The organism is Cereibacter johrii, assembly GCF_001720585.1.
Taxonomy (GTDB): Bacteria; Pseudomonadota; Alphaproteobacteria; order Rhodobacterales; family Rhodobacteraceae; genus Cereibacter_A; species Cereibacter_A johrii.
Genome location: NZ_MABH01000244.1, coordinates 1 through 12,637, shown reverse-complemented (window position 1 = coordinate 12,637; position 12,637 = coordinate 1). Strand labels below are relative to the sequence as shown.

Below are 12,637 nucleotides of genomic sequence, written 5' to 3'. Positions count from 1 at the left end.
CGCTCGACCGCGGTGGCCGCCTCGGCCCGCATCAGGCCGATGTTGCGCCGCAGGAGCGCCAGCGCCGCCGCGCCGTTTTCCACGAAGGTGGCCCGCTGCGCGCCCCGCGACAGCGCCTCGAGCCCGAGCGCGCCCGTACCCGCAAAGAGATCGAGCACATGGGCGCCGGCCACCGGATTGCCGTAGCCCCCGTTCAGGAGGAGGTTGAAGATCGCCTCGCGCACCCGGTCGGAAGTCGGGCGCAGATGCGCCCTGGCGTCGCCCTCTCCCACCTCCGCGAGCTTCAGCCCGCGCCGCTGCCCGCCGATGATCCTCATGCGAGCAGCGATTTCAGCGGCACCGCGGCATCGGCCACCGCTTCGGGCGCGGGGCTGCGTCCGGCCTCGATCAGCCGCTTGCCCACCATGTAGGCGCGCGGCTCGTTCACCGCATCGACGGCCAGAAGCTCCGCGCCGCGGTAATACCAGAAGGAGACCGAGCCGCCCTCGGGCCCGCGCGTCACCACCCGGTCGTAGCCGAGATTGAGCCCCGCGATCTGGAGCTTGGTGTCGAACTGGTCCGACCAGAACCAGGGCGCGGGCAGGTAGGGCGCGCCTGCGCCCAGCATGTTCGCGGCCACCGCCTCGGCCTGATCGATGGCGTTCTGCACCGATTCGAGCCGCAGCCGCCCGCCCCTCCAGGGGAAGGAGGCGCAGTCGCCCGCCGACCAGATCGCGGGATCCGAGGTCTGCCCCAGCGCATCCACCGCAATGCCGTTGTCGAGCGCGAGGCCCGCCGCTTCGGCAAGCTCCGTCACCGGGCGGATCCCCACGCCCGCGATCACGAAATCCGCCGGAAGATGGGTGCCGTCGGCCAGAAGCGCCCCCGTCACGCGGCCCTCGCCCGTCAGCCGCTCGAGCGCCACGCCCTCGAGGATGCGCACCCCGTGCGCGGCATGGAGCGCGCGGAACCAGTCGGCCGTCTCGGGGGCCGCCACCCGCTGCAGGATGCGCGGCGCCATCTCGACCACCGTCACCGCAAGGCCGAGCTTCGCGCCCACCGCCGCGGCCTCGAGCCCGATATAGCCGCCGCCGATCACCACGAGCCGGCGGCCCGCGCGGAATTCGGGCCGCATCCGGTCCACATCGGCGAGGGTGCGGACGGTATAGACCCCCTCGAGCCCGCCGCCCGCGGCCTCGGGCAGATGCCGCGCGGCCGAGCCGGTGGTGAGCGCGAGCCGGCCGTAGGGGATCGCCTCGCCGCCCACTGCCACCGTGCGCGCGGCGCGGTCGATGGCGGTTACGGGGGCGCCCAGACGCAGCTCGATCCCGGCCTCGGCATAGAAGGCGCGGTTGCGCAGCCAGAGCCGCTCCTCCTCCATCGTGCCGAGCAGATAGGCCTTGGACAGGGGCGGGCGCTGGTAGGGCGGGCTCGGCTCCTCGCCCGCAAGCAGGATGCTGCCCTCGAACTTCAGCGCCCTGAGCCGCGCCACCAGTGCGGCGCCCGCCTGTCCCGCTCCGACCACCACGATGTCCGGCATGACCCTTCACTCCATAGCCCTGCGACAAATCGACTGGCCGGGCGTCCGGCGCGACCCTATAACTCGCGGCATCGGAAACGCAACGCGATGGGGACAAGAGATGGTGATTTCGGTAGGCGACCGGCTGCCCGAAGCGACTTTGGTGCGGATCGGTGCCGAGGGGCCCGAGCAGGTGCAGCTGTCGGAGCGGCTGAAGGGACGGAACGTGGTGATCTTCGCCGTGCCGGGGGCCTTCACGCCCACCTGCCACTCGGCCCATGTGCCCTCCTTCATCCGCACCAAGGACCAGTTCGCGGGCAAGGGCGTGGACGAGATCATCTGCGTCTCGGTCAACGATCCCTTCGTGATGAAGGCCTGGGGCGAGTCCACCGGCGCCTCGGGGGCGGGGATCACCATGCTCGCCGATGCGGACGGCACCTTCACCAAGGCGCTGGGTCTGGCCTTCGATGCGCCGCCCGTGGGGCTGATCGGCCGCTCGCGCCGCTATGCGCTGCAGGCCAAGGACGGGGTGGTCGCCGTGATCCATCTCGAGGAGAGCCCCGGCGTCTGCGAGACCTCGGGCGGCGAGGCGCTGCTGGCCGCGATCTGATCGCGGGCATGGCCCCGGGGAAGGCGCGGCCTGCCCCGGGGACCGGCGCGCCCGGGGCCATACCGCCTGCGCCCGGGAAAGGCTCTGTCAGCCCGCCGCCAGCTCGTCGATCTTGCGGGCGAGCTTCACGTCGCGCTCGGTCAGGCCGCCTGCATCGTGGCTCGTGAGACTGATCTCGACCGTCGCGTAGGAGTTGCGCCAGTCCGGGTGATGGTTCCACTTCTCGGCCCAGAGCGCGACGCGCGTCATGAAGCCGAAGGCCGCGACGAAGGTCTCGAAGCGGAAGGTCTTCGAGAGCCTGCCTCCTGAGGGATCGTGGCTCCATCCGGCCGCGAGGAGCGGGGCGAGGTCGAGCGCTTCAGCCATGGGAGGCCCCGGCGATCAGCGCATCGTCCATGGCCGCCGCCCGCACCCGCGCCGGACGGTCGGCCAGCCGCTCCCAATAGGCGCGGAAGGCAGGCCGGTCGGGGATCGTGCCGAACTGGAGGCCCCAGCCGACCTGGGAGCCGACCTGCACGTCGGCCGCGCTGAAATGCTCGCCGGCGATGAAGGGCGCCTCGGACACCGCACGCTCGAGCGTGGCCACGGCCCGGTCGAAGTCGCCGTAGCCCACCATCACGGTCCGCTCGGGCGGGATCTGCACCCCGAGCGCCCGGTCGATCACCGCCGCCTCGAAGGGGCCGGCGGCGAAGAAGAGCCAGCGGTAGTAGGAGGCCCGGTTCTCGGGCACGAGCCCGGCTTCGGGGAAGGCGTCGGCGAGATAGGCGCAGATCGCAGCCGTCTCGGTGACCACCCGCGGCCCGTGGGTGACGGTGGGGACCTTGCCCATCGGATTGAGCGCCAGATAGTCGGGCCTGTGCATCTCGGGGCCGTAGTCCATCGCCACGAGGTCGTAGGGCTGGCCGACCTCCTCCAGCATCCAGCGCGCGATGCGCCCGCGCGAGCGGGGGTTCGTGTAGAGCGTGAGCCTGTCCATGCCTCTCTCCGTCATTCCTCTCCGCCGCCGCGGCGGAAGGGGCCGTAGGCGGTCAGCACCTCGATCTCCTCGTCGGTCGCGCGCCGCTCGGCGTCGAGATAGCGGGCCACCGCATCGCCCAGTCCCGGGTCGGCGAACCAGTGCAGCGAATGGATCGGCACCGGCAGGTAGCCACGGGCGAGCTTGTGCTCACCCTGCGCTCCGGCCTCGACGCGGGCAAGCCCGTGCGCGATGGCCCAGTCGATCGCCTGATGGTAGCAGAGCTCGAAATGCAGGCAGGCATGATCCTCGATGCAGCCCCAGTAGCGCCCGAAGAGCGTGTCGCGGCCGATGAAATTGAGCGCGCCCGCGATCGGCCGGCCCTCGCGCTCGGCCAGCACCAGCAGGATATCGTCGCGCATCGTGGCGTGGAACTCGGCGAAGGCGCGGCGGGTGAGATAGGGGCGGCCCCACTTCCGGTTGCCGGTGTCCTGATAGAAGGTCCAGAACGCGTCCCAATGCCGCGGCTCGATCGCGTCGCCGGTGAGGCAGCGGATGGTGCCGCCGAAGGCCCGGGCGGTCTCGCGCTCCTTGCGGATGGCCTTGCGCTTGCGCGAGGAGAGGGCGCCGAGGAAGTCGCCGAAGTCGGCATAGCCCTCGTTCACCCAGTGGAACTGCTGGGTGACGCGGTGCAAAAGGCCCAGCTGCGCGCCCGCCTCGGCCTCCGCTTCGGTGCAGAAGGTGGCATGGAGCGAGGAGAGCCCGTTCCGCCCGGCGATCTCGACCGCCCCCTGCACGAGCGCCGCGCGGCCCGTATCCTCGAGCCCGGGCAGCGTGAGAAAGCGGCGCCCGGTGGCGGGGGTGAAGGGCACGGCGATCTGGAGCTTCGGGTAATAGCGCCCGCCCGCCCGCTCGTAGGCATGGGCCCAGTTGTGGTCGAAGATATATTCGCCCTGGCTGTGGAGCTTGGCATAGAGCGGCGCCGCCGCGATGAGCCGTCCGCCCATCCGGGCCACCAGCGGATGGGGCTGCCAGCCGGTGCCGGGGCCGACCGAGCCCGACCGTTCGAGGGCCGCGAGGAAGCGGTGGGTGGTAAAGGGATCGATCGGACGGCCGGACGCGGCCTCGGGGCAGGCCACCGCATCCCAGTCGGCGGCCGGGATCTCGGTCAGGCCGGCGTGGGCGGTGATCTCGATGGCAGCGGTGCTCATGGAGGCGGGCTTGTCCGGGCAGGGAAGGAAAGGGCGGGCGTCCGCGGGGGCTGTCTGCCCCCGCACCCCCGAGGATATTTGGGCAGAGTGAAAGAGGCTTTCGGAGGGGTCTGCCCCGGCGGGGGCCGGCCCGGTCGTCCGGTCCGGATCTTCTCAGGGTCGGCGGAGCGTCACGGTGAAGGCGCCGCGCAGGGTGCCGGGAGAAAAGCCCGTGGCGCGGTCCTGCGGATAGAGCGCCTTGATCCGTGCGCCGAGCGCCGGCGCAAGCTCGGCGCCGTGGCAGGCGGCGCAGCCCTCCTGCATCGGGATGGCCTTCATGTAGCGCAGCCCGTCCGGCCCCTCGAGGATCGCCTCGAGATCCGCCGCCGGCTCACCCGCCGCGAGCCGCTCCTCGAAGCGGTGCAGCTGTTCCGCCTCCCACGCGTCCGGCGCATTGGCCGGATTGCGCAGCCGGAGCGCCGTGCGGCCGATCTCGGCGCCCAGCTCCTCGGACAGGCTCTCGGTCAGCGGCAGGGCCTGAAGATGGCAGGCCTCGACGGCACCGACGGGCCCGCCCTCGGCCATGGCCGCCTTGAGCGCGCCCTGCAGCTCCTGCTGCAGGCGCAGGGTCGCCCCCCGCGCCTCCGCCAAAGCGGCAGGGTCGGCGGCCTCCGCCCCGGTCGTCCCGAGGCACAGGGCCAGCGCGCAGCCGGCAAGGGCCCCTCTCATCGCATCCATCGCAACCTCCGTCTCTGGCAGCGGCCGGTGCCTCGGGCGGCTGCGGGTGGGGAATGGGCGAGGCCCCCGGCCCGCCTTATCGCGTCGGGCGCGGAGGAACGGTGATCTGGTCACACGGGCTCGAGGAAAGGATCGGGCCTCGCGCACCCGCAGGCGGTCGGTCGCCGCGGGTGGGCAGGCCGCGCGCGCCGCATCGCGGGTGTCTCGAGCTGCATGACTTGGGCGACGGGCTGCGGCGGCTAGCCGAGGGTCGTGCGGTGCGCGACCGGCGCCACCCCGTAGCGGCTGCGGAACACTTTCGAGAAATGCGAGGTGGAGGTGAAGCCGCAGGCCATCGCGATCTCGGAGATCGACTGTTCGGTCTGCACGATCAGGTGGCGCGCCCGCGTCAGCCGCACCTCCATCATGTAGCGCTTGGGCGAGGTGTTGAGGAACTTGCCGAACAGCCGCTCGAGCTGGCGGGTCGAGATGCCGAGGAGGGCCGCGAGGGCGAAGGGGCTGAGCGGCTCCTCGACATGGGCCTCCATCAGCGCGATCGCCCGCGACAGATGGGCGTTCCGCATCCCGTGGCGCGACTGCAGCGACACGCGCTGCGCGGCCGTGCCCTCGCGCACCGTGTTGTAGACCATCTGGTCGGCCACCGCCGTGGACAGGTCCCGCCCGTGCTCGCGCGCGATCAGATGCAGCATGAGATCGGCCGCCGCCGTCCCGCCCGAGGCGGTCACGAACCGCTCGTCGGGCACGAAGACGTTGCGCACGAGCGCCACCTCGGGAAAGTCCTCGGCGAAGAGGTCGTGGAACTCCCAGTGGATCGCGGTCCGCACCCCGGTGAGGAACCCGGCCCGCGCGAGCACATAGGCGCCCGAACAGATGGCGCCGATCGGCGTGCCCGCTGCCCGCTCGCGCCGCAGGAAGGAGAGGATGGCGGGCGTCGTGTGATGCTGGACGCGGAGGCCCGAGATCAGGAACAGCCGGTCGCCGCGCTCGAGCGGGTCGAGCCCGCGGTGGACGAGCGTCACGCAGCGGTTCGAGCAGGTGGCCGAGGCGCCGTCCTCGCTGGCGAGAGACCAGCGGTAGAGGTCGCGCCCCGCCAGCAGGTTGGCGATGCGCAGGGGCTCGAGCGCGCAGGAGAAGGCGATGTGGGAAAAGTTCTCGACGAGAAGGAAGACGAAATGGGAGGTCCCGGACATTGCGGCTCACCGGCGAGGGCGGGTGCCCGGAAGCGGGCACCCGGAAGGCATCACTCGGCCGCCTTGCGCGCCTCGGCCAGCCAGCCGTCATAGGCGCTCCGATGGGCGGCGATCCAGGCATCGACATGCCGGTCGATGTCCGACGAGCCGTTCTCGCCGTCGGTGATCTGCTTGTTCTCGATCGAGATATCGGCGATGTCGATCCTGGCCACCTCGAAGAGCTTCCCGGCGGCGGGATTGGCCTGAAGGAAGTCCTTGCGCGCCACGACGCCGATCGAATCCACCGCAAAGCCGAGGTTCTTGCCGTTGAAGGTGGTCTCGCCCGTCGCCCCGTCCGGCAGCGACGTATGGGGCACGCTCAGCCATTCGACATCCTTGCCGGGCACCAGCGCCCCCGACACCCAGTAGGGCGTCCAGGTGTAGTAGAGCACCGGCTGGCCGTTCTGGTAGCGCGCCATCACATCGGCGATCATCGCCTGATAGGCGCCCTGGTTGTGGGTGACGGTGTCGCGCAGCCCGTATTCGTCCAGCTGGTGCTCGATCACGCGCTCGCAGCCCCAGCCGGGCACGCAGCCGGCGAGGTCGGCCTTGCCGTCGCCGTCCGCGTCGAACATCTTCGCGACCTCGGCGTCCTTCAGCTGGCCGATGTCGGTGATGCCGCCGTCGTAGGTCTTCTTGTCCACCAGATAGCCCTGCAGCGCGCCCTCGATCAGGGTGCCGACCTTGGCCAGCACCTCGTCGCCGCCGGCCTCCTGGTAGAAGGTCTCGTGCAGCGAGCGCCAGTTCACGGCGCTGAAGTCGCCGTCACCCGCGCCGAGCGCCATGTGCAGGGTCTGGTACTCGACCTCCTGCGGCTCGGCGATGGAATAGCCCAGATCCTCCAGCGCCCGGAACAGGATGCGGTGCTGGAAGAACTCCTCGATCTGCGTGGCCATGATCGGGCGGACGGTCACGCCCTCGCCCGGCCTGTCGTTCGCCAGAAGCGGCGTCGCGGCAGCCGACAGCATCAGGGCCAGGGCAATCTTGAACGGTTTCATGGTGTCTCCTTGTTGGGCTGGCTGGAACGGCGCCTTCAGGCGCTCTTGTGAAACAGGCGCATGACGAGACCCACCGGCCCCTCCTGCCACCAGTGGCGGTGGTTGCGGGCGCGGCCCGAGCGGCCGAGGCCCTGCGTCACGCGGTCGAGAACGATGGCGAGGATGACGATGCCGAGACCGCCCACGATGGCCTTGCCCGCATCGAGCCGGCCCATGGCGCGCAGCACCTCGTTGCCCAAGCCCTTGACCGAGATCATCGAGGCGATCACCACCATCGACAGCGACAGCATGATCGTCTGGTTCAGCCCCGCGAGGATCGTGGGCGTGGCGAGCGGCAGCTCGACCTTGAAGAGGATCTGGCGCGGCGTGGCGCCGAAGGCGCGCGCGGCCTCGACGACACCGGGGTTGACGCTGCGGATGCCGAGCGAGGTGAGGCGCACCAGCGGCGGCAGCGCGAAGATGATCGTGACGATCACGCCCGAGACATTGCCGATCCCGAGCAGCATCACCACGGGCACCAGATAGACGAAGGCCGGGATGGTCTGCATCGTGTCGAGGAACGGCCGGACCGCCGCCTCGAACCGGTCGCTCTTGCCCGCGAGGACGCCGAGCGGCAGGCCGATGATGACGCAGAGCGCCACGGCCGCATTGACGATGGCGAGCGTGGTCATGGCGAGCGACCAGGCGTCGGGCGACAGGAGCCCCAGCGCCACCAGCGCCACGGCCACGACGAGGGCCACTCGTCCCCCCGCCGCCTGCCAGGCCACGAGCACGATCAGCAGCAGCATGACCGTGGGCGGGATCGACTGCATCAGATTCTCGATCCAGCCGATCAGCCCGTCGAAGAAGGATTTGATCGGCTGGAGCGCCGTGCGGTTGGCGATGGCCCATTGCTTGATGCCGTCGGTGCGCCCGTCGATGTCGAGATCGATGCTGCGGAACGGATCGAGCAGGCTGAAGGTGGTTTCCCCGGCCATCAGACGGCCTCCGCCTGGCAAGCGGTCGCATCCTCGCGGCCCTGGATGCCGCGCAGGAGCGCGCGCTTGCCCACGACGCCCACCACCTTGTCCGCGTCCTTGACGAGGATCGGATGGTCGGTGCCGACCGCCAGATCGACGAGCCGGTTCAGCTTGTCGTCGGGGCGCGCCACCGGCCAGGCCTCGATCCCGTCCGTGGGCCGCGTCCGGCGATACTGCTCGAAGGGCTGCATGATGCGCGCCGCCGACACGAGGTCGAGCTTCGAGATCCCGGCCACGAAATCGGCCACATAATCGTCGGCCGGCTCGGTCACGATCTCTTCGGGCGTGCCGATCTGCACCAGAACCCCGTCCTTCATGATGGCGATCCGGTCGCCGATGCGGATGGCCTCGTCGAGGTCGTGGGTGATGAAGACCGTGGTCTTGTGCAGCTCGGCCGAGAGGGCCATGAAGGTGGTCTGAAGCTGCTTGCGGATCAGCGGGTCGAGCGCCGAGAAGGGCTCGTCCATCAGCAGGATGGTCGGATCGGCGGCGATGGCGCGCGCAAGGCCCACGCGCTGCTGCATCCCGCCCGACAGCTCGTCGGGATATTTCGATTCCCAGCCCGTCAGGTCCACCGCCTCGATGGCCTGCGCCGCGACCCGCGCGCGCTCCTCCTCGGGCCGGCCCCGCACCTCGAGGGAGAAGACGACATTGTCGCGCACCGTCCGGTGCGGCATCAGCGCCATGCTCTGGAACACCATGCCGATCCGCTGGGCGCGGAGCGCCCGCAGGTCGCGGGCATTCATCTCATTGACGTTCTGCCCCTCGATGAAGACCGAGCCGGAGGTGGGCTCGATCAGCCGGTTGATGTGCCGGATGAGCGTGGACTTGCCCGAGCCCGACAGGCCCATGATGCAGAAGATCTCGCCGCGCTTCACGCTGAAGGAGGCATCCTGCACCCCCACCACGCAGTCGAACTGCTCGCGGATCGCGGTCTTCGACAGGCCCTCGCTGCGGACGGCCTCCATCGCCTGACGCGACCGGCGGCCGAAGATCTTCCAGATCCCCTCGCAGCGGATGACGTCCTCTCTTGCGGATTTGGTCATGCGGAATCCCCCTGTCAAAACTACAAACAGAAAACTTCTATGTAGACAACATGTATTTCCATGCTGTAGACACATTGTATTCCGGAGGGGATGGGCGGTGGCGGGAGTTCGCAGTAGGAAGCGGCCTCGGAACCAGCAGGAGACAGCCGTGGACAGCCCGACGAAAAGCCGCAAGACGCTCTGCATCGAGGATCTGCGCCAGCGGATCCTGACCCAGGCGCTCGAGCCGGGAAGCTATCTCGACGAGACGGATCTGGCCGAAAGCTACGGCATCTCGCGCCCGCCGCTGCGCGAGATCCTGCGCCAGATGGCGGGCGAGGGCTATCTCGTCCTGCACGAGAACCGGGGCGCCCAGGTGGCGCCCATGACCTACAAGACCATGCGCAACTTCTTCCTCGCCGCGCCGATGATCTATGCCGCCGTTTCGCGGCTGGCGGCCGAGAACGCCCGGCCCGATCAGATCGCGCTGCTCAAGGAGACGCAGGCGGCCTTCCGCGATGCGATCCGCCGGGGCAATCCCGCCGACCGGGCGCTGATGAACGAGCGCTTCCATTCGATCATCGGCGAGATGGCCGACAACGAATATCTGACGCCGAGCCTCCGGCGGCTGCTGATCGACCACACAAGGATCGGCATGACCTTCTACAGCCCGCGCTTTCCCGGCATGACCGACGTCCAGTCGGTGGCCGCCGACCAGCACGACCTCTTCATCGAGAGGATCGAGGCCGGCGACGCCGACGGCGCGGCCGACCTCGCCGTCGCCCACTGGGAGCTGTCGCGGGCCCAGATCGAGAGTTTCGTCACACCGGAGAGCATCCGGCGCCCGCTCGGCCGCGCGCCGGGGGCCTGAGGATCCAGAGGAGCTGCATGAAGTTTGAGGGAATCTACACGCCCGTCATCACGCCGCACCGCGAGGATGGCTCCATCGACCGCGACGCCTTCGCCGCGGCGATCGAGCATCTGATCGCGGCCGGCGTCCACGGCCTCATCAGCGGCGGCTCGACGGGCGAATATTACACCCAGTCGATGGAGGAGCGCGCCGAGATGGCGAGCCTCGCCCGCGAAGTGATCGGCGACCGCGTGCCGCTGATCGTGGGCACGGGGGCGATCCGGCTCGAGGATTCCCTGCGGATGGCCGAACATGCGGCGCGGATCGGCGCCGCGGCGATCCTCGTGGGCTCGCCCCCCTATGCGGTGCCGACCGAACGCGAGAATGCGCTGAACGCGCTGGCCATCGACCGCGCGGCCGATCTGCCGGTGATGCTCTACAACTATCCCGGGCGCATGGGCGTGATGATGGGCGCGGAATTCCTCGACCGCGTCGGCCGGTCGCGCAACTTCGCCGCCATCAAGGAGAGCTCGGGAGACATCAACCGCGTCCATCTTCTGGCGCGCGATTATCCCCACATCCAGATGTCCTGCGGCATGGACGATCAGGCGCTCGAATTCTTCGCCTGGGGCGCGCGCTCCTGGGTCTGCGGCGGCTCGAACTTCCTGCCCGCCGAACATCTGGCGCTCTGGCAGGCCTGCGCCGTCGAGGGCGATTTCGCCAAGGGCCGCCGGATCATGTCGGCGCTGCTGCCGCTGATGCGGGTGCTCGAGCAGGGCGGCAAGTTCGTGCAGTGCATCAAGCACGGCTGCGAGATGGCGGGCCTGCGCGCAGGCCCCCCGCGCCCGCCGCTGAAGCCCCTGACCAAGGAGGACAAGCGCGAGCTGGAGCAGGTCGTGCGCGTGCTGAAACGGACCATTGCCCAGATCGCCGCGGAGGCCTGACATGACCCTTCTGACCACCGAGGACTACAAGGCCATCGCGGCGGGCCTGTCGCTGCCCACCGGCGCCTTCATCGACGGCCGCTTCCGGCCCGCGCACTCGGGCGCCACCTTCGAGACGCGCAACCCCGCCACCGGGCAGCTGCTGGCCGAGGTCGCGGCCTGCGGCCCGGCCGACGTCGATCTGGCCGTGCAGAAGGCCCGCGACGCCTTCGAGGACGGCCGCTGGTCGCGGCTGCCGCCCCGCGCGCGCAAGGAGGTGCTGATCCGGTTGGCCAAGCTCCTCAAGCGCCACGCCCGCGAGCTTGCGGTGATGGAGAGCCTCGACAGCGGCAAGACCATCTACGACTGCGAGACGGTGGACGTGCCCGAGACGATCCACTGCCTCACCTGGCATGCCGAGCTGATCGACAAGATCTACGATCAGACCGCGCCCGCCTCGGACGACCATCTGGCCCTCGTGCTGCGCGAGCCGGTGGGGGTGGTGGGCCTCGTGCTGCCGTGGAACTTCCCGCTGCTCATGCTCGCCTGGAAGATCGGCCCGGCGCTGGCCGCGGGCTGCTCGGTCATCGTGAAGCCGGCCGAGGAGACGCCGCTCACCGCGCTCAGGGTGGCCGAACTGGCGATGGAGGCGGGCCTGCCGCCGGGCGTCTTCAACGTCCTGCCCGGCCACGGCCCCGAGGTGGGCGAGCCCATCGGCCGGCACATGGACATCGACGCCGTCTCCTTCACCGGCTCGACCGAAACGGGACGGCGCTTCCTGCGCTATGCGGCCGAGTCGAACCTCAAGGAGGTCACGCTCGAGATGGGCGGCAAGAATCCGGCGGTGGTGCTCGACGATGCCGAGGACCTCGACCGGGTGGCCGCGCATGTCGTGACCGGCGCCTTCTGGAACATGGGCGAGAACTGCTCGGCCGCCTCGCGGCTGATCGTGCAGAGCGGGGTGAAGGAGGCGCTGATCGCGCGGATCCTCGCCCATGCCCGCGAATGGCCGATGGGCGACCCGCTCGACCCCGAAAACCGGGTGGGGGCGCTGGTCTCGCCCGCGCATGCGGAAAAGGTCCGCTCCTACCTCGCCGGAGGGCCGAAGGTGCTGCTGGGCGGACAGGCCCACGGCGCCTTCGTCGAGCCCACGATCCTCGAGATCACCGACCGCGAGGCCGCGCCCGCGCGCGAGGAGATCTTCGGCCCGGTGCTCTCGGTCCTGACGGTCGAGAGCTTCGACGAAGCCATCGCGCTGGCCAACGACACGCCCTACGGGCTCGCGGCCTCGATCTTCACCGCGAATGTCAAGAAGGCCCTGCGCGGCGCGCGGACGATCCGGGCGGGCACGGTGACGGTGAACAGCTTCGGCGAGGGCGACATCACCACCCCCTTCGGCGGCTTCCGCCAGTCGGGCTTCGGCGGGCGCGACAACGGCATCCATGCCCACGACCAATATACCCAGCTCAAGACCATCTGGATCGATCTGGCCGACGACGCGGCCGAGGCCGTGTCATGACCAGCTTCGAGGCGCGGCGGACCCCGGTCCACCGCGGCCCGGCGGCCTGGTCCGCCATCCTGCCGGGCCAGCCCGCGCCGCAG

General features: G+C 70.0%; 14 protein-coding genes. 4 read left to right on the top strand and 10 right to left on the bottom strand.

Annotation, left to right across the window (positions count from 1 at the left end):
- Both A9O63_RS20405 and A9O63_RS20400 read right to left on the bottom strand, forming a co-directional pair.
- Positions 1-317: RsmD family RNA methyltransferase (locus A9O63_RS20405; protein WP_205631862.1), on the bottom strand; the 317-nt coding region annotated here is incomplete at its 3' end.
- A complete protein-coding gene (locus A9O63_RS20400; protein WP_069333535.1) occupies positions 314-1,519 on the bottom strand; it encodes an NAD(P)/FAD-dependent oxidoreductase in 1,206 nt (401 codons plus the stop codon). The genes A9O63_RS20405 and A9O63_RS20400, both read right to left, overlap by 4 nt.
- Positions 1,520-1,619: 100 nt before the next feature.
- Between A9O63_RS20400 and A9O63_RS20395 the strand changes: the two genes are divergently transcribed.
- Positions 1,620-2,108 (top strand): peroxiredoxin, encoded by a 489-nt coding sequence (locus tag A9O63_RS20395; protein ID WP_069333534.1) that lies wholly within the window; start codon positions 1,620-1,622, stop codon positions 2,106-2,108.
- 87 nt (positions 2,109-2,195) lie between these two features.
- On the opposite strand, the gene A9O63_RS20390 is transcribed toward A9O63_RS20395, so the two are convergent.
- From A9O63_RS20390 to A9O63_RS20355, 8 genes are all read right to left on the bottom strand, one after another.
- The gene (locus A9O63_RS20390; RefSeq protein WP_069333533.1) at positions 2,196-2,474 is read right to left on the bottom strand and encodes a 4a-hydroxytetrahydrobiopterin dehydratase; all 279 of its coding nucleotides are present in this window, start codon (positions 2,472-2,474) and stop codon (positions 2,196-2,198) included.
- Positions 2,467-3,084, bottom strand: coding sequence for a glutathione S-transferase family protein (locus A9O63_RS20385; protein ID WP_069333532.1), 618 nt, complete (start codon positions 3,082-3,084; stop codon positions 2,467-2,469). The genes A9O63_RS20390 and A9O63_RS20385 overlap by 8 nt, the downstream gene beginning before the upstream one ends.
- Positions 3,085-3,095: 11 nt before the next feature.
- Positions 3,096-4,274 (bottom strand): GNAT family N-acetyltransferase, encoded by a 1,179-nt coding sequence (locus A9O63_RS20380; protein ID WP_069333531.1) that lies wholly within the window; start codon positions 4,272-4,274, stop codon positions 3,096-3,098.
- 153 nt (positions 4,275-4,427) lie between these two features.
- Complete coding sequence (locus tag A9O63_RS20375) at positions 4,428-4,991, bottom strand: Tll0287-like domain-containing protein (RefSeq protein ID WP_084296097.1); 564 nt, start codon at positions 4,989-4,991, stop codon at positions 4,428-4,430.
- 239 nt (positions 4,992-5,230) lie between these two features.
- Positions 5,231-6,181 carry a GlxA family transcriptional regulator gene (locus A9O63_RS20370; protein WP_069333530.1) on the bottom strand — a complete coding sequence of 317 codons (951 nt, stop codon included), beginning with the start codon at positions 6,179-6,181 and terminating at the stop codon, positions 5,231-5,233.
- A 50-nt stretch (positions 6,182-6,231) separates the two neighbouring features.
- Positions 6,232-7,218: a glycine betaine/L-proline ABC transporter substrate-binding protein ProX gene (proX, locus tag A9O63_RS20365; protein ID WP_069333529.1), complete on the bottom strand. Its 987-nt coding sequence runs from the start codon at positions 7,216-7,218 to the stop codon at positions 6,232-6,234.
- A gap of 35 nt (positions 7,219-7,253) precedes the next feature.
- Positions 7,254-8,195, bottom strand: coding sequence for an ABC transporter permease (locus tag A9O63_RS20360; protein ID WP_069333528.1), 942 nt, complete (start codon positions 8,193-8,195; stop codon positions 7,254-7,256).
- Positions 8,195-9,283: a quaternary amine ABC transporter ATP-binding protein gene (locus A9O63_RS20355; protein ID WP_069333527.1), complete on the bottom strand. Its 1,089-nt coding sequence runs from the start codon at positions 9,281-9,283 to the stop codon at positions 8,195-8,197. Before A9O63_RS20355 ends, A9O63_RS20360 begins: the two co-directional genes overlap by 1 nt.
- Positions 9,284-9,431: 148 nt before the next feature.
- Between A9O63_RS20355 and A9O63_RS20350 the strand changes: the two genes are divergently transcribed.
- From A9O63_RS20350 to A9O63_RS20340, 3 genes are read left to right on the top strand one after another with little or no spacing between them, the layout of a single operon-like run.
- Positions 9,432-10,133: a GntR family transcriptional regulator gene (locus A9O63_RS20350; protein WP_017140454.1), complete on the top strand. Its 702-nt coding sequence runs from the start codon at positions 9,432-9,434 to the stop codon at positions 10,131-10,133.
- Positions 10,134-10,150: 17 nt separating this feature from the next.
- Positions 10,151-11,056: a dihydrodipicolinate synthase family protein gene (locus A9O63_RS20345; RefSeq protein WP_069333526.1), complete on the top strand. Its 906-nt coding sequence runs from the start codon at positions 10,151-10,153 to the stop codon at positions 11,054-11,056.
- Between the two features lies 1 nt (position 11,057).
- Positions 11,058-12,554, top strand: coding sequence for an aldehyde dehydrogenase (locus tag A9O63_RS20340; protein WP_069333525.1), 1,497 nt, complete (start codon positions 11,058-11,060; stop codon positions 12,552-12,554).
- The last annotated feature ends 83 nt before the right edge of the window (positions 12,555-12,637 follow it).

What these genes read in the sequence shown, in the direction of transcription:
- A9O63_RS20395 (WP_069333534.1), top strand. Translation starts at nt 1,620, where the DNA reads ATGGTGATTTCGGTAGGCGACCGGCTGCCCGAAGCGACTTTGGTGCGG.
- A9O63_RS20400 (WP_069333535.1), bottom strand. Translation starts at nt 1,519, where the DNA reads ATGCCGGACATCGTGGTGGTCGGAGCGGGACAGGCGGGCGCCGCACTG.
- A9O63_RS20340 (WP_069333525.1), top strand. Translation starts at nt 11,058, where the DNA reads ATGACCCTTCTGACCACCGAGGACTACAAGGCCATCGCGGCGGGCCTG.
- proX (WP_069333529.1), bottom strand. Translation starts at nt 7,218, where the DNA reads ATGAAACCGTTCAAGATTGCCCTGGCCCTGATGCTGTCGGCTGCCGCG.
- A9O63_RS20355 (WP_069333527.1), bottom strand. Translation starts at nt 9,283, where the DNA reads ATGACCAAATCCGCAAGAGAGGACGTCATCCGCTGCGAGGGGATCTGG.
- A9O63_RS20375 (WP_084296097.1), bottom strand. Translation starts at nt 4,991, where the DNA reads ATGGATGCGATGAGAGGGGCCCTTGCCGGCTGCGCGCTGGCCCTGTGC.
- A9O63_RS20380 (WP_069333531.1), bottom strand. Translation starts at nt 4,274, where the DNA reads ATGAGCACCGCTGCCATCGAGATCACCGCCCACGCCGGCCTGACCGAG.
- A9O63_RS20390 (WP_069333533.1), bottom strand. Translation starts at nt 2,474, where the DNA reads ATGGCTGAAGCGCTCGACCTCGCCCCGCTCCTCGCGGCCGGATGGAGC.
- A9O63_RS20345 (WP_069333526.1), top strand. Translation starts at nt 10,151, where the DNA reads ATGAAGTTTGAGGGAATCTACACGCCCGTCATCACGCCGCACCGCGAG.
- A9O63_RS20370 (WP_069333530.1), bottom strand. Translation starts at nt 6,181, where the DNA reads ATGTCCGGGACCTCCCATTTCGTCTTCCTTCTCGTCGAGAACTTTTCC.
- A9O63_RS20385 (WP_069333532.1), bottom strand. Translation starts at nt 3,084, where the DNA reads ATGGACAGGCTCACGCTCTACACGAACCCCCGCTCGCGCGGGCGCATC.
- A9O63_RS20360 (WP_069333528.1), bottom strand. Translation starts at nt 8,195, where the DNA reads ATGGCCGGGGAAACCACCTTCAGCCTGCTCGATCCGTTCCGCAGCATC.